Origin of the sequence: Cellulomonas sp. SLBN-39 (genome assembly GCF_006715865.1) — a bacterium.
Classification (GTDB): Bacteria; Actinomycetota; Actinomycetes; order Actinomycetales; family Cellulomonadaceae; genus Cellulomonas.
Genome location: NZ_VFOA01000001.1, coordinates 117,103 through 135,844, shown reverse-complemented (window position 1 = coordinate 135,844; position 18,742 = coordinate 117,103). Strand labels below are relative to the sequence as shown.

17 protein-coding genes are annotated in these 18,742 nt (G+C 75.7%); 11 read left to right on the top strand and 6 right to left on the bottom strand.

Annotated elements, in window-relative coordinates; genetic code table 11:
• Positions 1–49: 49 nt before the first annotated feature.
• Positions 50–1,720, bottom strand: a complete 1,671-nt coding sequence (locus FBY24_RS00650; RefSeq protein ID WP_142157195.1) for a glycoside hydrolase family 13 protein — start codon at positions 1,718–1,720, stop codon at positions 50–52.
• 88 nt (positions 1,721–1,808) lie between these two features.
• Between FBY24_RS00650 and FBY24_RS00645 the strand changes: the two genes are divergently transcribed.
• The 10 genes from FBY24_RS00645 to FBY24_RS00600 all read left to right on the top strand — a co-directional run bounded on the left by FBY24_RS00645 (position 1,809) and on the right by FBY24_RS00600 (position 13,033).
• A complete protein-coding gene (locus FBY24_RS00645) occupies positions 1,809–3,029 on the top strand; it encodes an ROK family transcriptional regulator (RefSeq protein ID WP_142157193.1) in 1,221 nt (406 codons plus the stop codon).
• A 94-nt stretch (positions 3,030–3,123) separates the two neighbouring features.
• Positions 3,124–3,966 (top strand): SMP-30/gluconolactonase/LRE family protein, encoded by an 843-nt coding sequence (locus tag FBY24_RS00640; RefSeq protein ID WP_174243454.1) that lies wholly within the window; start codon positions 3,124–3,126, stop codon positions 3,964–3,966.
• 301 nt (positions 3,967–4,267) lie between these two features.
• A complete protein-coding gene (locus FBY24_RS00635) occupies positions 4,268–4,816 on the top strand; it encodes a hypothetical protein (RefSeq protein ID WP_142157191.1) in 549 nt (182 codons plus the stop codon).
• A 206-nt stretch (positions 4,817–5,022) separates the two neighbouring features.
• Positions 5,023–5,595, top strand: a complete 573-nt coding sequence (locus FBY24_RS00630) for a hypothetical protein (protein WP_142157189.1) — start codon at positions 5,023–5,025, stop codon at positions 5,593–5,595.
• A 105-nt stretch (positions 5,596–5,700) separates the two neighbouring features.
• A complete protein-coding gene (locus tag FBY24_RS00625) occupies positions 5,701–6,870 on the top strand; it encodes a class I SAM-dependent methyltransferase (RefSeq protein ID WP_142157187.1) in 1,170 nt (389 codons plus the stop codon).
• Positions 6,867–7,301: a helix-turn-helix transcriptional regulator gene (locus FBY24_RS00620; protein ID WP_142157185.1), complete on the top strand. Its 435-nt coding sequence runs from the start codon at positions 6,867–6,869 to the stop codon at positions 7,299–7,301. The genes FBY24_RS00625 and FBY24_RS00620 overlap by 4 nt, the downstream gene beginning before the upstream one ends.
• A 10-nt stretch (positions 7,302–7,311) precedes the next feature.
• Positions 7,312–7,719, top strand: coding sequence for a VOC family protein (locus tag FBY24_RS00615; RefSeq protein ID WP_142157182.1), 408 nt, complete (start codon positions 7,312–7,314; stop codon positions 7,717–7,719).
• Between the two features lie 108 nt (positions 7,720–7,827).
• Positions 7,828–10,230 (top strand): excinuclease ABC subunit UvrA, encoded by a 2,403-nt coding sequence (locus FBY24_RS00610; protein WP_142157180.1) that lies wholly within the window; start codon positions 7,828–7,830, stop codon positions 10,228–10,230.
• A 379-nt stretch (positions 10,231–10,609) separates the two neighbouring features.
• The gene (locus FBY24_RS00605) at positions 10,610–12,205 is read left to right on the top strand and encodes a DEAD/DEAH box helicase (protein ID WP_174243453.1); all 1,596 of its coding nucleotides are present in this window, start codon (positions 10,610–10,612) and stop codon (positions 12,203–12,205) included.
• 318 nt (positions 12,206–12,523) lie between these two features.
• Complete coding sequence (locus FBY24_RS00600; RefSeq protein WP_142157176.1) at positions 12,524–13,033, top strand: FBP domain-containing protein; 510 nt, start codon at positions 12,524–12,526, stop codon at positions 13,031–13,033.
• A 41-nt stretch (positions 13,034–13,074) separates the two neighbouring features.
• Here FBY24_RS00600 and FBY24_RS00595 read toward each other — a convergent pair whose 3' ends face one another.
• Positions 13,075–13,947, bottom strand: a complete 873-nt coding sequence (locus FBY24_RS00595; RefSeq protein ID WP_142157174.1) for an alpha/beta fold hydrolase — start codon at positions 13,945–13,947, stop codon at positions 13,075–13,077.
• A gap of 170 nt (positions 13,948–14,117) precedes the next feature.
• Here FBY24_RS00595 and FBY24_RS00590 point away from each other — a divergent pair, with 170 nt between their 5' ends.
• Positions 14,118–14,621 carry a hypothetical protein gene (locus tag FBY24_RS00590; protein ID WP_142157172.1) on the top strand — a complete coding sequence of 168 codons (504 nt, stop codon included), beginning with the start codon at positions 14,118–14,120 and terminating at the stop codon, positions 14,619–14,621.
• Positions 14,622–14,639: 18 nt separating this feature from the next.
• Here the strand turns inward: FBY24_RS00590 and FBY24_RS00585 are convergent, their stop codons facing one another.
• The 4 genes from FBY24_RS00585 to FBY24_RS00570 are packed head-to-tail and all read right to left on the bottom strand — an operon-like array spanning position 14,640 to position 18,576.
• Positions 14,640–15,308: a response regulator transcription factor gene (locus FBY24_RS00585; protein ID WP_140460296.1), complete on the bottom strand. Its 669-nt coding sequence runs from the start codon at positions 15,306–15,308 to the stop codon at positions 14,640–14,642.
• Positions 15,305–16,747 (bottom strand): sensor histidine kinase, encoded by a 1,443-nt coding sequence (locus tag FBY24_RS00580; protein WP_142157170.1) that lies wholly within the window; start codon positions 16,745–16,747, stop codon positions 15,305–15,307. Before FBY24_RS00580 ends, FBY24_RS00585 begins: the two co-directional genes overlap by 4 nt.
• A 30-nt stretch (positions 16,748–16,777) precedes the next feature.
• Positions 16,778–17,626 carry an ABC transporter permease subunit gene (locus FBY24_RS00575; protein ID WP_142157168.1) on the bottom strand — a complete coding sequence of 283 codons (849 nt, stop codon included), beginning with the start codon at positions 17,624–17,626 and terminating at the stop codon, positions 16,778–16,780.
• Positions 17,623–18,576, bottom strand: coding sequence for an ABC transporter ATP-binding protein (locus FBY24_RS00570; protein WP_142157166.1), 954 nt, complete (start codon positions 18,574–18,576; stop codon positions 17,623–17,625). The genes FBY24_RS00575 and FBY24_RS00570 overlap by 4 nt, the downstream gene beginning before the upstream one ends.
• Between the last annotated feature and the right edge of the window lie 166 nt (positions 18,577–18,742).

The following is an 18,742-nucleotide window of genomic DNA, read 5'->3' as shown; positions in this document are numbered from 1 at the left end:
GCCGCGCCCCCTGCCGGGCGGGTGCGTCGGTGCACCCGCCCGTCCTGCGTCACGCGTCCGTCGTGCCCTGCTCCAGCCACACGGTCGTCTCGGCCGGCACCCCGGTGCCGTCGAGCGGCCCGCTGGCGAGGACCACCTGACCCGCCGGCAGCGGTGCCGGCGTGGTCCCGAAGTTCGTCACCGACGTCCAGCCGCCGGGCCGGCGGAACGCCACCACCGTCGGCGGGACGTCCGTCAGCCACTCCAGCATCTCCCCGGTCTGCCGGCGGCGCCGCTCGGCGAGCGCCTTCCGGTACAGCGCCAGGGTCGAGGACTCGTCCGCGGCCTGCGCGTCGGCCGCGAACCGCGCGAACGACGCCGGCACGGGCAGGTGCGCGTGCTGGTCGCCGAACCCCAGCGTCGGGCCGTGGGACGTCCACGGCAGCGGCACCCGGCAGCCGTCGCGGCCCTTCTGCGCACCGCCGGACCGCAGGTGGGTCGGGTCCGCGAGCGCGTCGCGCGGCAGGTCCGCGACCTCGGGCAGGCCGAGCTCCTCGCCCTGGTACAGGTACGCCGAGCCCGGCAGGGCGAGGATGAGCAGCGTCGCGGCGCGCGCCCGGCGCAGGCCGCGCGCCTCGTCCGGGGCGGGGTCGGTGCCGTCGGCGTTCAGCCACGCGGTCAGGTCCGTGCCGGTGGGCAGGGCGTACCGGCTGGCGTGCCGGACCACGTCGTGGTTGGACAGGACCCACGTCGACGACGCCCCGGACTCGTGGGCCAGCGCGAGGTTCTTCTCGATGATCGACGCGAACGCCGCCGCGTCCCAGGGGGACTCGAGCAGGTCGAAGTTGAAGGCCTGCCCCAGCCCCTGCGGCGACGCGTACCGCGCGCGCCGGTGCGCGGGCACCCAGGCCTCGGCGACCGCGGTGCGCGGCGGGTCGTAGCGGTCGAACAGGCGCCGCCACTCGCGGTAGATCTCGTGGACCTCGTCGCGGTCCTGCAGCGGGTGCGTGCCGTCGCCGAGGTGGGCGTCGAGCTCGGCCTGGGAGGGCAGCGGCTCGGTGAGGTCCTTGACGAGGGCGTGGGCGACGTCGATGCGGAACCCGTCGACGCCGCGGTCGGCCCAGAACGCGAGCGTGCGCAGGAAGTCCGCGCGGACATCGTCGTCGGCCCAGTTGAGGTCGGGCTGCTCGGGGGCGAACAGGTGCAGGTACCACTCGCCGTCTCCGACGGGCTCCCACGCCGGGCCGCCGAAGCTCGCGGTCCAGTCGCTGGGCGGCAGCTCGCCGTGGGCGCCGCGGCCGCGGCGGAACACGTAGCGCTGCCGGGCGCGGGATCCGGGCGGGGAGGCGAGGGCCTCGCGGAACCAGGCGTGCCGGTTCGAGGTGTGGTTGGGGACGATGTCGACGACGAGGCGGATGCCGGCGGCGCGCAGGGCGGTGCGCATCGCGTCGAGGTCGTCGAGGGTGCCGATGCGGGGGTCGACGGCGCGGTGGTCGTCGACGTCGTAGCCGCCGTCGGCCAGGGCCGAGGGGTAGAAGGGGCTCAGCCAGACCGCGTCGACGCCGAGGTCGCGCAGGTGGTCGACCCTGGCGGTGATGCCGCGCAGGTCGCCGACGCCGTCGCCGTTCGAGTCGGCGAAGCTGCGCGGGTAGATCTGGTAGACGACGGCCTGCCGCCACCAGGTCGCGTCCTGCGCCGACCCTGCGGCCAGCACCTGGTCGATCCCCGTCACCGTCGTCATGCGTCCCCCCGGGATGGCCGCTCTTGATGTAGGACCTAAATTTAAGACCTGCCACTAGAGTGACCGCGAAGCCCGAGGAGGTCAAGAGGTGGATCGGACCCCGGTGTCGTCCCGGCACCTGCGCGACGCCAGCGCACGGCTCGTGCTCGACCGGCTGTGGGACCTCGACGAGGTCACCGGCACCGCGCTCGTCGAGGCCACCGGGCTCTCGCGCGCCACCGTGCACGACGTCTGCGACGAGCTCATCGCCCGCGGCTGGGTCACCGAGCTGGCGAGCCGGCGCACCGGCACCGACCCCGGCAAGGGCCGTCCCGCCCGCCGCTACGCCTTCGACCCCCGTGCCGGCGTCGTCGTCGGCGTCGACGCCGGGCAGCACCGCATCAGCGCGACCGCCACCGACCTGCGCGGCGCCACGCTCGCCCGCGCGGTGCTGCCGTCGTCGCCCGACGACCTCGGCGCAGCACGCCTGACCAGCATCGAGCGGGCGGCGCGGGAGGTGCTCGACGAGGCGGGCGCCGACCCGGGCACCGTGCTCGCCGTGGCCGTCGGCGTGCCCGCACCCGTCGACCGCGACGGGCGCACGACGTTCCGCGACAACCCCTTCTGGGAGCGCATGAACCCCGGCATCGTCGACCACCTGCGCGACCGGCACGGCTGGACGACCCTCGTCGACAACGACGCCAACCTCGCCGCCCTCGCCGAGCACCGGCTCGGGCACGGCCGGGACGTGCGGTGCCACGTCACGCTGCTGGCCGGCGAGCGCCTCGGTGCCGGCGTCGTCGACGACGGTCGGCTGCTGCGCGGCGCCCACGGCGGCGTGGGGGAGATGCGCTACCTCGACCTCGTCGACGGCGTCGGCTCGGCCACCGGCATCGCCGCCCTCGTCCGCGACGACGCCCTCGCCCAGCTCGCCCGCCTGGGCCGGGACGACGGCCACCACGGGTCCGCGCTGCAGGACGTCGACCCCGCCACCCTCGACGCGGCCGACGTCCTCGCCGCCGCCGACGCCGACGACCCCCTCGCGCTCGCGGTCGTCGAGCACGCCGCCGCGCGCGTCACCCGCGTCGTCGCGACGTTCGCGAGCATCTACGACCCCGAGCGCGTCGTCGTCGCCGGTGCCGTCGCCGCGTCCTGCGAGCCGCTGCTCGCGCTCGTGCGCCGCGACCTCGACCGGTACGTCGACCCCCCGGGCGTCGAGGTGCTCGCCTCCGACCTGGGCCGGGACGTCGTCACCCTCGGCGCCGTCCGGCGGGCTCTGGACCACGTGCGCGAGCACGCGCTCGTCATCACGCCCGCCGCCCCGCGCTGACCCGGACCCGCCCGCCGCCGAGCGGCTCGACGTGCGCCGGGTGCGCATCCGCGCCAGGCTCGCACCCACCCCACCCCCGTCCCCGAGGAGCACCGTGCTGCGTGCCGAGCAGATCACCGACCCCGTCGCCTACCACGGCGAGGGCCCGTGCTGGTCGCCGACCTGGGGCGGGCTGCGCTGGGTCGACATGCTCGCCGGCGACCTGCTGACCCTGCGCGACGACGGCACCGTCGACCGCCTGCACGTCGGCGACGTCGCGGCCTTCGTGCGGCCCCGCACCCGCGGCGGCTACGTGGTCGGGCTCGAACGCGGCATCGCCCTGGCCGACGACCCCGACGCAGCGCCCACCGCCCTGCCCGAGCTGTGGACCGACCCCGGTGTGCGCATGAACGAGGGCGCCTGCGACCCGCGCGGCGCCCTCTACGCCGGGTCCATGGCGTACGACCGGGCGCCCGGCGCCGCCACCCTCTACCGCATCACCCCGGACCTCGACGTGCAGGTCGTGCTCGACGACGTGACGATCTCCAACGGTCTCGACTTCTCGCCCGACGGCACCCGCGCCTACTACGACGACACCGCCACCGGCCGCACCGCGGTCTTCGACGTCGTGCGCGGGCGGCTGACGAACCGCCGCCCCTTCGCCGGCCGCCCCGGGGAGCGCCCCGACGGCCTCGTCGTCGACGCCGCGGGCAACGTGTGGGTCGCGCTCAACACCGCCGGGCGCGTGCGGTGCCACTCGCCCGCCGGCGACGTGATCGCCGAGGTCGAGCTGCCCGTCCGCCTCACCACCGCGTGCACGCTCGGCGGCCCCGACCTGCGCGACCTCTACGTCACCACCTCCCGCGAGAACCTCGACGACCCCGAGCCCGAGGCCGGCGCCCTCTTCCGCGTCCGCGTCGACGTGCCCGGCCGCCCCGTCCTGCCCTTCGGCGGCTGATCGTCGGGCCACGACGAGCCCGTGAGTCCAGGTCGAGCAGGGCGACGGGCTGGGGCGTCGGATCGGGTGACTGCGTCCCGTCCGGCACCAGTCGCGCCGCGTGCGTACCGATGGGCCGTGAGGGGCCGCGCGACGCGGCCACGCGGGGGAGTGCAGAGTGGACGAGCGCGGTGCCGACCGCCACGGGCCGGGCCCAGGTGGTGGGCAGACGACGGGTCGAGCAGGCCGACGCCGCCGGGAGCGCAGCGAGCCGAACGGTTCGTCGGGTCTGCCCGTCACCCTGCGGGCCCCGCGGCTCACCGTGGCCGCCCTCGTCCTCATGTTCCTGGTGCAGCCCTCGCGGCACGGCAGCCACCTGATCACCGAGGTCCTCGCGGACCCCGCGTCGAGGGCTGCGCTGGCCAGCTGCGCGCTCGCACTCGTCGGCGTCACCTTCACGCTGCTCTTCGCCCGGACTCGGCTTCACCTGGCACGGGTCGACGAGGAGTCGCTCCTCCTGGTCCACCAGGGCATGTGGCGTCGTCGCGTCGTCCGCCTCGGGCCGGGCCACCAGGTCCGGCTGGTCGCCGGTCCTGCAGGTCGGGCTCTCGTCTTCGCCCCGGACGGGAGCCTCGCCGCGGTGCTCCGCACCTACCGTGAGGTGTGGCGCCGCGACGATGTCATCGCGGCGCTCCGCGGCGCGGGCGTCGAAGTCGACCACGAGCACCGCCTCAACCGTGCGGCCGAGATCGAGGCCGCGTTCCCCGGCTCGACCGGGCGGTTCGAGCGCCGCCCCGTCCTGCTCTGGTCCGTCGTCGTCCCGCTCGTCGTCGCGGGGGTCTTCCTGGTCGCGTGGTTCCTGGACGCCTGAGGCGCCTGCGCGACCCGTCGCCGGTCGTCGACGACCGCCGTGCGCCGCCGCGTCGTGGCGGTCTGGCACGATCTGGGCCATGGCGGGCGACGGGGGTTCGCGTGACGGACGGCTGTGGTGCGCCGGAGGTGCCCTTCCCCGCCCGGCTGCGACTGCTGATCGACGTGGACCCGGCGCCGAGCGCCGCGCGCGTGGAGAGCTGATTGATGGAGGGCACCGTGGTCCTGCGGCTGATCGGAACCTGGCGGTCCGAGGAGCACCCCGGACGCCCTGACCCCCGCGACCTCGTCGACGACGAGTGGGACGAGGGTGAGCGACGGGAGGTCGCGACCTACCTCGGTGGTGGCGCGCTCCTGCGTGAGGACGCGGACGCCTCGCCGTGCCCCTTCTGCGCTGCGCCCGGTGGCACGGCGGTCCGGACCGACGGGGTGCTGGCGTGGCCGGACGGGCTCGCACACGTGGTGGACGGGCACGTGGTGCGCCTGCCCGGGGCCGTCGAGGCCTACGTGCTGGACCGGGTCGAGCGGCTGCGTGCCGCTACCGTCTCGGCCGACTGGTGGGACGCGGGCGCGCCCGACGTGGAACCGCTGGCGCCGCCCGAGCGGCTGGTCTGGGGCGGCAACGTCCAGCTCGTGCAGCAGCCCGGTCGGCGGTTCCCCGGCCTGCTCGTCCAGGGCGACACCCTCGCGAGCCACGTCGACGGCCCGAGGTCGGCCCGGCTGCTCCGCGACTACGAGCAGATGATGTCGGCCGCAGGCCTCGACAGGCTCCCGTACTGACCCGCCGTGGTCGGTCCCTCGCAGCACGGGGTCCGCGGCGGGCCCGCCGACGTCCTCCGACGGCGTTGCTAGCCTCGGGCCGGTGATCCGACCTCTGTCCGCGCGATGAGCGACGTCCTCGACGCGCTGCGCCGTCATCCCGACCTCGAGGCCCCCAACCTGCACGCGGTCGACGCGACCGACCGCCTGCTGCTCGACGAGGCCGCGCCGGCGCTCGCGGGCGCGGCCGACGGCACCGTCGTCGTCATCGGCGACCGGTACGGCGCGCTGACCCTCGGGGCGGTCGCCCGGCACGGCGTCACCGGGGTGCGGACCCACCAGGACCGGCTCACGGGGGAGCGGGCGCTGCACGCCAACGCCGAGCGGCTCGGCCTGGGCGGGTTCACGTCGCACGGGCTCGACGCCTCGCTCGTCGCCGGTGCGCGCGTCGTGCTCCTCCAGCTGCCGCGGTCGCTGGACGCGCTCGACGAGGTCGCGGCGCTGGTCGCCGTGCACGCCGACCCGTCCGTCGTCGTCCTGGCCGGGGGTCGGCTCAAGCACATGACGACCCACATGAACGACGTCCTCGCCCGGCACCTCGGCGACGTCCGGGCCCGGCTCGCCCGGCAGAAGTCGCGGGTGCTGGTCGCGACCCAGCCCCGCCCGGCCGCCGAGCGCCCGGCACCGCGGTGGCCGGAGCGCGTCACGCACCCGGACGTCGGCCTCACGGTGTGCGCGCACGGCGGCGCGTTCGCCGGCACGGGTGTCGACATCGGCACCCGGGCGCTGCTCGCGCACCTCGACGACCTGCCGCCCGCCGACGGCACCGCCCTCGACCTCGGCTGCGGCACCGGCGTCCTCGCCGTGGCGCTGGCCCGGCGGCGGCCCGGCATGCGCGTCGTCGCGACCGACGAGTCGGCGGCGGCCGTCGCCTCGGCGCGGGCGACCGTCGAGGCCAACGGCGTGGCCGACCGCGTGCAGGTGCTCCGCGCGGACGGGGCCGACGCCCTGCCCGACGCGTCCGTCGACGTGGTGCTGCTCAACCCGCCGTTCCACGTCGGCGCCGCCGTGCACCCCGGCGTCGCCCGGGCGTTGTTCGTCGAGGCCGCACGCGTGCTGCGGCCGGGCGGCGAGCTCTGGGCCGTGTGGAACTCCCACCTGCGCTACCGGCCCACGCTGGAGGCTTTCGTCGGGCCGACCCGGCAGGCCGGGCGGGACCCGAAGTTCACGGTCACGGTCTCCACCCGTCGGGGTCAGGGTGCCGCCGACGGGGGCCGTGGCACGATCGACGGGTGACGACGGACGTCGAGGAGCAGCGGCTGCGGGACCTGGTGCGGCTGCGGCGGGTGCGCGACCGGATCGACCGGGAGTACGCCCGGCCCCTGGACGTCGAGGCCCTCGCGCGCGGCGCGCACATGTCCGCCGGGCACCTGAGCCGGGAGTTCCGGCGGGTGTACGGCGAGCCGCCCTACGCGTACCTGATGACGCGGCGCATCGAGCGGGCCGCGGCGCTGCTGCGGCGCGGCGACCTGTCCGTGACGGACGTGTGCCTCGCGGTGGGGTGCTCGTCGCTGGGCACGTTCAGCACCCGGTTCACCGAGCTCATGGGCGTGCCGCCGAGCGTGTACCGGCGGCGGGAGGCGGGCGGGGAGATGCCGTCGTGCCACACGCGGCAGGCGACCCGACCGGTCAGGATCCGAGAAGCGCGCGCCGGGGCCCGCTCGTAGCGTGGCGGGCATGGACATCACCGTGCACCACGCGTTCCTGCCCCACACCGACCCCGAGGCGTCGCTGCGCTTCTACCGGGACCTGCTCGGCCTCGAGGTCCGCAACGACGTCGGCTACGAGGGCATGCGGTGGATCACCGTCGGCCCGCCCGGCGGCGCCGGCACGTCGGTCGTGCTGCACCCGCCGGCCGTGGACCCGGGGATCAGCGACGACGAGCGGCGCACCATCCTCGAGCTCATGGCCAAGGGCAGCTACGGCGCGCTGACGCTGGCGACGGCGGACCTGGACGGCACCTTCGACGCGCTCGTGGCCGGTGGCGCCGACGTCGTCCAGGAGCCCACCGACCAGCCGTACGGGGTGCGGGACGCCGCGGTGCGGGACCCGGCGGGCAACCTGCTGCGGATCAACGCCGTCTGATCGGTCGCAGCCCGCGCGTTCTGCGGCCCGGCGCGGGTCCGTCGTCGTGTCGGACGTGCTGGTTACGTTGGGTCCCTGCCTGCGCGCCGCCTCACTGACGGAGGAACGATGAGCCCGGCCACGCCATCCCCCGCCCCGAGCGCCACGAGCGCCGCCGCCGACGCGCACGTCGCGGACGCCCACGACCTCATCCGCGTCCACGGGGCGCGGGAGAACAACCTCAAGGACGTCAGCGTCGACCTGCCCAAGCGGCGGCTGACGGTGTTCACCGGCGTGTCCGGCTCCGGCAAGAGCTCGCTCGTGTTCGGCATCATCGCCGCGGAGTCCCAGCGGCTCATCAACGAGACCTACTCGGCGTTCGTGCAGGGGTTCATGCCGTCGCTGGCGCGGCCCGACGTCGACCTGCTCGAGGGCCTGACCACGGCGATCATCGTCGACCAGGAGCGCATGGGCGGGAACCCGCGCTCCACGGTCGGCACGGCCACCGACGCGAACGCGATGCTGCGGATCCTGTTCAGCCGCCTGGGGGACCCGCACATCGGCCCGCCGTCCGCGTTCTCGTTCAACACCGCGTCGGTGCGCGGCACCGGCGCGATCACGGTGGAGCGCAACGCGGCGTCGTCGAAGGCCGTGAGGGCGGAGTACGAGCGCCTGGGCGGCATGTGCACGCGGTGCGAGGGCATGGGCGCGGTCAACGACGTGGACCTCGGCCAGCTCGTGGACGACTCGAAGAGCCTGGCCGAGGGCGCGATCACGGTGCCCGGGTACAGCGCGGACGGCTGGTACGGGCGGATCTACTCCGCGGTGGTGCCGGGCGACAAGCCGGTCGCGTCGTTCACGGCGAAGCAGCGGCAGGAGCTCTTCTACGGCGAGGCGCGGCGCATCAAGGTCGACGGCATCAACGTGACCTTCGAGGGCCTGGTGCCCCGGATCCAGAAGTCGATCCTCTCCAAGGACGTGGACTCCCTGCAGCCGCACGTGCGCGCGTTCGTCGAGCGTGCCGTCACGTTCACCACCTGCCCCGAGTGCGAGGGCACCCGGCTGGGGCCGGGGGCGCGGTCGTCGAGGATCGCCGGCCTCTCGATCGCCGACGCGTGCGCCATGCAGATCACGGACCTCGCGGCATGGGTGCGTGGCCTCGACGAGCCGTCGGTCGCCCCGCTGCTGCAGGGGCTGCGGCACCTGCTCGACTCGTTCGTCGAGATCGGCCTCGGCTACCTCTCGCTGGACCGGCCCGCGGGCACCCTGTCGGGCGGCGAGGCGCAGCGGACCAAGATGATCCGGCACCTCGGCTCCTCGTTGACCGACGTGACGTACGTCTTCGACGAGCCGACGATCGGCCTGCACCCGCACGACATCCAGAAGATGAACGACCTGCTGCTGCGGCTGCGCGACAAGGGCAACACGGTGCTCGTCGTCGAGCACAAGCCCGAGGCGATCGCGGTCGCGGACCAGGTCGTCGACATCGGCCCCGGGGCCGGGACCGCGGGCGGCGAGATCGTGTTCCAGGGCACCGTCGACGGGCTGCGCACCAGCGGGACGCTCACCGGGCGGCACCTCGACGACCGCGCGCGGCTCAAGCCCACGGTCCGCACCCCCACGGGCGTGCTGGAGGTGCGCGGGGCGAGCACGCACAACCTGCGCGGCGTCGACGTGGACGTGCCGCTCGGTGTGCTCACCGTCGTCACCGGCGTGGCCGGGTCGGGCAAGAGCTCGCTCATCCACGGCTCGGTCGTCGGCCGCGAGGGGGTCGTCGCGATCGACCAGGGCGCGATCCGCGGGTCGCGCCGCTCCAACCCCGCCACGTACACCGGTGTGCTCGAGCCCGTGCGCAAGGCGTTCGCCAAGGCCAACGGCGTCAAGCCCGCGCTGTTCAGCGCCAACTCCGAGGGCGCGTGCCCCACCTGCAACGGCGCCGGCGTCACGTTCACCGACCTCGGCATGATGGCGAGCGTCGCCAGCACCTGCGAGGAGTGCGAGGGGCGGCGGTTCCAGGCGTCCGTGCTGGAGTACCGGCTCGGCGGCAAGGACATCGCCGAGGTCCTCGCGATGCCCGTCACGCAGGCTGCCGCGTTCTTCGCCGAGGGCGAGGCCCGCACGCCCGCCGCGCACGCCGTGCTGGAACGCCTCGTCGACGTCGGGCTCGGGTACGTCGGGCTCGGCCAGCCGCTGACCACCCTGTCGGGCGGGGAGCGCCAGCGCCTCAAGCTCGCGACGCGCATGGGGGAGAAGGGCGCCGTGTACGTGCTCGACGAGCCCACGACCGGTCTGCACCTCGCGGACGTGGAGCAGCTGCTCGGCCTGCTCGACCGCCTCGTCGAGTCCGGCCGCTCGGTGATCGTGATCGAGCACCACCAGGCCGTGATGGCGCACGCCGACTGGATCATCGACCTCGGCCCCGGGGCCGGGCACGACGGCGGCACCGTGGTGTTCGAGGGCACGCCCACGGACCTGGTCGCGTCCCGATCGACGCTCACGGGCCAGCACCTGGCCGCCTACGTCGACGCCTGACGCCCTGTTCATCTCTTGGCGCTGTTCATCCTGAATGAACAGAGGTGGGACGTGAACGCAGACGAGGTGCTCGACCGGGGGCTCCGGACGCCCGCACGCTGGGACGTGCGCCCCGCACATGCTCCTGTCGAGGGAGACGGGCGCGCTCGCCGGCGCCGCCGGCCAGGTGGCGCAGGTCCCCGACGGTCAGCGGGCTGCTGCGCGGGCGACGCCACGCAGCCCGCTCGACGCCTGTGAGCAGCGTGACAGCGCCGTCGGGCGGGCGATGAGGCAGACTAGGGGTGGCTCTGCGCGACTTCTGGATCTGCGCGGGCCCGCGTCCCGGGTGCGATGGCTGCCTGGTGGGCGCCCCCACGACGCCCCGAAAGGCGACCACCCTGTGACCAGCTTCTCCTCCCTCGGCGTGCCCGAGGTCCTCGTCCGTGCCCTCACCGCGCAGGGCAAGACCGAGGCGTTCCCCATCCAGGCCGCGACGCTGGCCGACACCCTCGGCGGCCGTGACGTCCTCGGCCGCGGCCGCACCGGCTCCGGCAAGACCCTCGCGTTCAGCCTCCCGCTCGTCGCCCGTCTCGCGGGCCTGGTGCCCGGGACCCACCTGCCGAAGCGCGTGCCGAGCCGCCCGCGCGGCCTCGTGCTCGCCCCGACGCGCGAGCTCGCCACCCAGATCGCCGCGACGCTCGAACCGCTGGCCAAGGCCGCCGGGCTGCACGTCACCACCATCTTCGGCGGCGTCTCGCAGCGCCCGCAGGAGTCCGCGCTCAAGGGCGGCATCGACATCGTCGTGGCCTGCCCCGGCCGGCTCGAGGACCTCATGAAGCAGAAGGTCATCTCGCTCGCGGACGTGCAGATCACCGTCCTCGACGAGGCCGACCACATGGCCGACCTCGGGTTCCTCCCGGGCGTCAAGCGCATCATGGCGGCCACCCCCGCCGGCGGGCAGCGCATGCTGTTCTCCGCCACGCTGGACAACGGCGTCGACAAGCTCGTCACCGCGTTCCTGCGCAACCCGCTGCGGCACTCCGTGGACACCGCGCAGTCGCCCGTCTCGGCGATGACGCACCACGTGCTGACCGTCGCCGACGCGACCGTCAAGCGTGACGTCGTGCAGCACCTCGCTTCCGGCACCGGCCGGCGCGTGCTGTTCATGCGCACCAAGCACGCCGCGAAGAAGCTCGCCAAGCAGCTCACCAGCGCGGGCGTGCCCGCCGTCGACCTGCACGGCAACCTCAGCCAGGGTGCGCGCGAGCGCAACCTCGACGCGTTCTCCAACGGCGGCGTGCGGGTGCTCGTGGCCACGGACATCGCGGCGCGCGGCATCCACGTCGACGACGTCGAGCTGGTCGTCCACGTCGACCCGCCGGCCGAGCACAAGGCGTACCTGCACCGTTCGGGCCGCACCGCGCGTGCCGGCTCGGGCGGCGACGTCGTCACGCTCGTCCTGCCCGAGCAGATGGGCGACGTGCGGGACCTCACGCGCCAGGCCGGCATCAAGGTCACGCCGCAGCCGGTGCGCCTCGGCTCGCCCGCGCTCGAGGCGCTCGTCGGCACCCTCGCCGAGCCCGTGGCGCCCACGGCGGTCGCACCCGCGGCGGCCCCGGCCCGGTCGGGCGGCGGCAGGTCGACCTCCGCCGGCGGCTCGCAGCCGTCGCGCCGACGCCGGGGCGGCTCCGGCGGCGGGCAGGGCGGCGGCGCCCCGCGCAGCGACGCGTCCGCGGCGCACGGCGCGGGCTCGGGCGGCGGCCGTGGGCGCGGTGGTGCCTCCGCCGGGTCGGCCGGCACGCGCCGCGACGGGTCCGCGACGCGCGGTCAGGGCGCCGGGGCACGCACCCAGGGCGCCGGAGCGCGCCGGTCCGGGGCACCCGCGCTCGCGTGGACCTCGGAGAGCACCCCCAGCGCGCCGAGCCGCCGCCAGGGCCCGCGCCGGGCCGGCCGCTCGAGCGGCGCCCCCGCCGCGGGCGGCGAGCGCCGCGGCTGACGTAGCATCGCCTCGACCGGCACCTCACGGTGCCGGTCGAGGCCCAGGACGAGGAGCGAGTGGTGCGGAACCCGACCGCAGGCTGCGAGGCGGCCGCACAGGCCTGCTCAGGCACGCCGCGCGACCGCGTCGCGCCCCGCTGACCTCGTCCTGACCCACGCCCGCCACCGTGCGGGCGGCATCCGACGACCGGTCGCCGGGCCCCGGCGCGGGCACCCGCCCTCCCGGCCGCCCCGGCCCGCTGACGCACCGCGCAGCCGCGCACGCTCCCGTGCGCCCGGCGGCGGCCTGCCGACCCACCGGAAGCGCAGACCCGCCATGAACCCCCTGACCGAGCGCGACATCCGCGCCTGCTTCGTCAACGCGTCCCGCCGCGAGGCCACCCAGGCCACCCTCCCCGACCTCGACGCCCAGGACTGGGACCGTCTCGACCTGCTCGGCTGGCGCGACCGCAAGGCGCCCCTGTCCGCGTACGTCGTCCTCGAGGTCGACGGCGCCCCGACCGGTGTGCTGCTGCGCGCCGGTGACCGCGCCGGCACCCTCGCCCGCCGCCGCACCGTCTGCGCGTGGTGCGAGGACGTCGTCGTCACCGACGACGTCACCCTCTACGTGGCCCGTCGCGGCGGGGCGTCGGGGCGCCGCGGCAACACCATCGGCACGCTGATCTGCACGCACTTCCTGTGCTCGGCGAACGTGCGGCGCCCGCCGACCCGCACCGAGGCCGGCTCCGACGCCGAGCAGGTGCGCGACGCGCTCGTCGCCCGCCGCGTCGCGGGGCTGCGCGAGCGCTCCGAGCGGTTCGTGCGGGAGGTCCTCAGCACCCGCTGACCGGTGGTGGGGCCCGGTCGCGCCGGGCCCCACCCCGTGCGTCAGCCGGCCGCCAGCACCTCGCGCAGGCGGCCGGCGAAGGCCTCCGGCGCACCGGGCATGCCGTACTCGGGGCCCATGAACCCGCCGTGGTGGCTGGGGAACACCGCCAGCTCGACCCCGAGGGCGTCGGCCAGCGCGGCGCTCGTCCGCCACGTCATGAGGTCCTTGCTCTCGATGCCCGCCGCCACCACGACCCGGGTCGGCGCGGTGCGGAGCGCGTCCACGTCCGGCCGGTAGCCCGTCACGGGCGTGGACGCGCCCGACAGCAGCGGGTCGTCGCGCGCGCCGTCGTCCTCGGCGGGCATGCCGAACGCCGCCGGGTCCGGCAGCTCGGCGAGGCTGTCCGCGGTGAACGGTCCGGGCACGGACGTCATGGCGACGAACGCCGCCATGCCCGCACCCCAGCCCTTCTCCTGGTACGCGGCCTGCACCCGCTGCCACACCACCTCCGCCTCCGCGGCGTCGGGCAGCAGGGGCAGCGCCGGCGGCTCGTGCGCGACGAGCGTGCGCACGTCGTGCGGGTGCGCGGCCACCAGCGCCAGCGACGTCACCGCCCCGCCGCTGCTGCCGAAGACGTCGACGGGCCCCCCGCCGAGCGCCCCTACGAGCGCGTGCAGGTCCTCGGCCTGCTGCACGGGGTCGTGCGTCGACGACCCGTCCGTGCGGGTGCTGCGCCCCAGACCCCGCGGGTCGTACGTCACGACCGTCCGCTCCGGGAGCAGCCCGGCGAGGGTGGCGAACCCGGTCGCGTCCATCGGCTGACCCACCATCAGCAGCGGCGGCTCCCCGCCCGTCGGGGGCAGCGGTCCCCGCACGTCGTACGCGAGCACCGCCCCCGGCACGTCCAGGCTCCGCTGCGTCGTCCCCGTCATCTCCGGCTCCCGTCCTCGGTGTGCAACGTCCACCCTGCTCGACCCGCGCCGGGGGCACGACTCATCGGCACCGGCGTGTCTCCCCTCCGGCGCTGTGCCGGGGCAGCACGTCGACCGCCGTCCTGGGCGCCGAGCGCGGGCCGCGGCCGGCGGGCGGCAGGATGTGCCGGATGAGGACGAGGACAGCAGTCATGGGTGTCGTGGCCGTCGCCGTCGTCGCCGGGGTGGCGACCCTGTCGGTCGCGTGGGCGGTCGGTGCCGTGGGCTGGACGCTGGTCGAGCTGCCCGGTGCGGACAACGACATCCTGCGGGAGCTGACGCTGGCGGCCCTCGGAGCGGCGTTCCTCGGGCTCGGGGTGGTCGGCGTCGTCGTCGGTGCAGGCGCCCGGGGGACGCGCCCGGTGCCCGGTGCCGCGGTCGGTGCCGCGTGGGCGCTCGCAGCCGCCTCGCTGCTCCTCGCCGTCGGAGGGGCCGGGATCGTCGCTGCACGGTCCGCGGCCGACCAGCTGTCCCCGGTGCTCGCCACCCCCGACCTCCTCGACCCGCCCGCAGCGGACGGCCGGCTCGTGGTCCTCGTCGCGCTGGCGCTCGCGGCGGCGGCGCTCGGCGTGCTGCTCGTCGCCTCGCGCCGCGGCCCGGCGGGCGTCCGACCGGTCGGCGACGCCGCGTCCTGACGGCGCGGGTGCGCGGTCTCAGCGGGTGCGGCCGGCGAGGCCCGTCTCGTAGGCGAGGACGACGGCCTGGACGCGGTCGCGGACCGCGCACTTGGCGAGGATCGCGCCCACGTGGGTCTTCACCGTCGCCTCCGACAGGAACAGGCGCTGGGCGATCTCCGCGTTCGACAGGCCCTCGGCGACGTGCCCGAGCACCTCGAGCTCGCGCGGGGTCAGGGCGCGCAGCCGCGGGTCGAGGCCGTCGGGCTCGGGGGCGCCGGCGGGCAGCCGGTCGGAGAACATCTCCAGCATCCGGCGGGTCACGCGCGGGGAGACCACGGCGTCGCCCGACGCGACGGAGCGGATGGCCGCCACCAGGTCCGAGGGGTGCGCGTCCTTGAGCAGGAACCCGCTCGCCCCGGCGCGCAGCGCCGCGAACGCGTACTCGTCGAGGTCGAACGTGGTGAGGATGAGCACGCGCGTGCCCGGGTGCGCGTCCACGACCCGCTGCGTCGCCTCGATGCCGTTCGTGCCGGGCATGCGCACGTCCATCAGCACGACGTCGGGCGCGAGGGCCGCGACCTGGTCGAGCGCGGCACGCCCGTCACCGGCCTCGCCGACGACCTGCAGGTCGTCCTCCGCCTCGAGCACGAGCCGGAAGCCCATGCGCAGCAGGGCCTGGTCGTCGACCAGCAGGACGCGGATCATGCAGGGATCTCCTCGGGGTCGGGCGCGGGGCCCGGGTCGGTGCCGGCCGTCGGCCGGTCGTCGGGGTGCGTCGGTGCGTCGCAGGGCAGGGTGACGTGCACGCGCCAGCCGCCGCGCACGGTGGGGCCGGCGTCGACGGTGCCGCCGTACACCGCGGCGCGCTCGCGCATGCCGATCAGGCCGCGCCCCGCGCCGCCGGCGTCGGCGACGGGCAGGGACGTGCCCTCGTCGACGACCTCGACCTCCACGGCCCGGTCGGTGCGGCGCAGGTCGACCAGGACGCGCGTGGTGCCCGGGGCGTGTCGCAGGGCGTTGGTCAGGGCCTCGGCGACGATGCGGTGCACGGCCAGCCGGAACGTCGTCTCCTCCGGCAGCGGCGTGCCGAGCCCGCGGGCGTGCACGGGCAGCCCCGCCGCGCGGAACCGCTCGACGACGCCGCCCAGGTCGTCCTGGCCGGGCTGCGGCTCCAGCGGTGCGTCGTGGCCGTCCAGCACCCCGAGCACGCGGCGCATGTCCGCCAGGGCCCCGCGGCCGGTGCTCGACAGCTCGTCGAGGGCGGTGCGCGCGGCGTCGGGGGAGCGGGTCAGGGCCGCGCTCGCGCCGTCGGACAGCGCGACCATCACGGTGATGGAGTGCGCGACGACGTCGTGCATCTCGCGCGCGATCCGGGTGCGCTCCGCGGCACGCGCCAGGCGCGCCTGCTGGTCGCGGTCGCGGGCCAGGGCGTTGGTGCGCTCGACGAGGTCGGCGACGTGCAGGCGGCGGTTGCGCACGCTCGTGCCGATCGACAGCGCGACGAGCAGCACCACGAGCAGCCCTGTCGTGCTCAGCACGTGCGACTGCCAGGGCGTCGTCGACAGCACGGGCGCGACACCGCCCGGGTCCTCGGGCGTGATCACCGTGATGTCGGGGTTCGTCAGGTCCGTGCGCTCCCACACCCACCCGGCACCCGCGACCACGAGCATCGTGCCGCCGAACGTCAGCCACGCCGTGCGCGGCGGGCGGGACGCCGCGACCGCGTACAGGCCGCACGCGAGCGCCAGGTCGAGCGCCCCGAGGGTGCCCGAGACCAGCAGCGAGGCCACGGCCAGGACCGCGAGCGCGGCCGTCACGACGACCGGTGCGGCCCGGCGCCACACCAGCGCCGCGGCCGCCAGGACGCTCGTGCCGACGCCGCACGCGAGGAGCAGGCCGACCGCGCGGTCGTCGTCGGCGAGCAGGCCCGAGTCCAGGACCATGCCCGTGGTCGTCAGCACCGACAGCAGCGCGAGGACGAGGAACACGACCACGACGACGGCGTCCATGACCCGCGGGTGCCGCACGAGGAACCGGCGCAGCGGACCGAGCCGCCGCGCCTGGAGCTCGGTGAACGCACCCGGCGCGACGCCCGCCCCCGTGGGACGGGCGTCGTCGCCGGGCGTCGGCGGGTCGGGGGTCACGAGGTCACCCTGCCACGGTCGCGCGTCGGGTCACGCGTCGCGGCGTCGGAGCAGGACCGCGGCGAGCGTGCCCAGCACGACGACCCACGCGAGGAGGACGCCGTACCCCTGCCAGGCGGTGAGGAACGGTGCGTCGTTCATGCCCCGCGTCGCCTCGAGCATGTCGGGGTCCGTCATGATCCGCGAGCCGGCCGTCGACGGCAGGAACGCCCCGATGGTCGCGGTGATGCGGTTCGGGACGATGTACAGCACGGGCTCGACGACGAGCAGCAGCCCCATCACGATGGCGATGGCACCCGCCGAGTGCCGCACGAGCGCGCCGACCGTCAGCGCCAGGAGCGTGAGCGTGGCGAGGTAGAGCACGGTGCCGCCGAGCACCCGGACCGTCCCGGCGTCGCCGAGGTCCAGCGGTGCGACGCCGTCGAACGGCAGCGTCGCGACCCACGCGAGCGCGAGGCCCAGGACCGTGACGACCGCCGCGGCGATCGCGGTGACCACCGCCTTGGCTCCGAGCACGGGCAGGCGGGACGGCACCGCGGCGAACGTGGAGCGCACCATCCCGGTCGAGTACTCACCGGTGATCACGAGCACGCCGAGCACGACGAGGGCGAGCTGGGCGACCTGGACCCCGCCCGTCAGGACCACGAGGTTGCTCATCCCGCTGGTCTCGGCGGCCTCGGGGACCGACGTCGACACCAGGGCCAGCATCACGGCGATCGCGGTCATCGCGAGCACCGCACCCGCCAGCGTCCACGCGGTCGAGCGGAGGGTGCGGAACTTGATCCACTCCGAGGTCAGCACGCGCAGCGGCGTGACGCCCGGGCGGGCGGGGGCGCCGGCGCGCACGCGGGCGGGGGAGGTGAGGGTGGACGTGGTCATCGGACGCTCCCGTCGGACGTGACGGCGCCCGCGGGGGCGGGCGCGGGGCTGGTGCGGTACTCGACCTCGTCGGCCGTCAGCGCCAGGTACGCGTCCTCCAGGGAGCCGCGCACCGGTGCCAGCTCGTGCAGGACGACGCCCTGCGCGGCGGCCTGCTCGCCGATCTGCGCGGCGGTCACGCCGACCACCTCGAGCAGGTCGTGCTCGACCTGGGTGACCTGCGCACCCGCGCGCCGCAGGGCCTCCTCGAAGGTGCCGGTCTGCGGGGTCCGCACGCGCACGAGTCCACCGCCCTTGGCCTGCGCGACGAGCTCGCTGACGGGGGCGTCGGCGATCACGCGGCCGCGGCCCACGACGATGACGTGGTCGGCGGTCAGCGCCATCTCGCTCATCAGGTGGGAGGACAGCAGCACCGTGCGGCCCTCGGCGGCGAGCGCGCGCACGAACGTGCGCACCCACAGCACGCCCTCCGGGTCGAGGCCGTTGACGGGCTCGTCCAGCACGAGCGTCTGCGGGTCGCCGAGCATCGCGGCGGCGATGCCCAGGCGCTGGCCCATGCCGAGGGAGAACCCGCCGACGCGGCGACGGGCGACGCTGTCGAGCCCGGTCATGGTGATGACGTCGTCGACGCGGCTGCGGGCGATGCCGTGCGTCGCGGCCAGGGCCCGCAGGTGCGCGTACGCCGTGCGGCCGGTGTGCACGCCCTTCGCGTCGAGCAGCGCGCCGACCTCGTGCAGGGGCGCGCGGTGCTGGGCGTACGGGCGGCCGTTGACGGCCACGGAGCCGGCGGTGGGCCGGTCCAGGCCGACGATCATGCGCATCGTCGTGGACTTGCCGGCGCCGTTGGGGCCCAGGAAGCCGGTCACGGCCCCCGGGCGCACGGTGAACGTCATGCCGTCGACGGCGGTCGTGCTGCCGTACCTCTTGGTCAGTCCTCGGGCCTCGATCATGGGTCCCTCCTCGGTCCGGTGTCGGTGTCGACGCTACGGACGCGGTGGTGCCCGCGGCACCGTCGCGGAGCGGAGATCGAGACCCCGGGCCGGTCATCCTCAAGGTGGAGGTCCCCGTCCCGGGGGCGAGGCGGTCGTCCCCGGGACGGGGCGGCAGGACGTGGCA

What these genes read in the sequence shown, in the direction of transcription:
- FBY24_RS00650 (WP_142157195.1), bottom strand. Translation starts at nt 1,720, where the DNA reads ATGACGACGGTGACGGGGATCGACCAGGTGCTGGCCGCAGGGTCGGCG.
- FBY24_RS00630 (WP_142157189.1), top strand. Translation starts at nt 5,023, where the DNA reads ATGGAGGGCACCGTGGTCCTGCGGCTGATCGGAACCTGGCGGTCCGAG.
- FBY24_RS00625 (WP_142157187.1), top strand. Translation starts at nt 5,701, where the DNA reads ATGAGCGACGTCCTCGACGCGCTGCGCCGTCATCCCGACCTCGAGGCC.
- FBY24_RS00615 (WP_142157182.1), top strand. Translation starts at nt 7,312, where the DNA reads ATGGACATCACCGTGCACCACGCGTTCCTGCCCCACACCGACCCCGAG.
- FBY24_RS00610 (WP_142157180.1), top strand. Translation starts at nt 7,828, where the DNA reads ATGAGCCCGGCCACGCCATCCCCCGCCCCGAGCGCCACGAGCGCCGCC.
- FBY24_RS00600 (WP_142157176.1), top strand. Translation starts at nt 12,524, where the DNA reads ATGAACCCCCTGACCGAGCGCGACATCCGCGCCTGCTTCGTCAACGCG.
- FBY24_RS00595 (WP_142157174.1), bottom strand. Translation starts at nt 13,947, where the DNA reads ATGACGGGGACGACGCAGCGGAGCCTGGACGTGCCGGGGGCGGTGCTC.
- FBY24_RS00590 (WP_142157172.1), top strand. Translation starts at nt 14,118, where the DNA reads ATGAGGACGAGGACAGCAGTCATGGGTGTCGTGGCCGTCGCCGTCGTC.
- FBY24_RS00585 (WP_140460296.1), bottom strand. Translation starts at nt 15,308, where the DNA reads ATGATCCGCGTCCTGCTGGTCGACGACCAGGCCCTGCTGCGCATGGGC.
- FBY24_RS00575 (WP_142157168.1), bottom strand. Translation starts at nt 17,626, where the DNA reads ATGACCACGTCCACCCTCACCTCCCCCGCCCGCGTGCGCGCCGGCGCC.
- FBY24_RS00570 (WP_142157166.1), bottom strand. Translation starts at nt 18,576, where the DNA reads ATGATCGAGGCCCGAGGACTGACCAAGAGGTACGGCAGCACGACCGCC.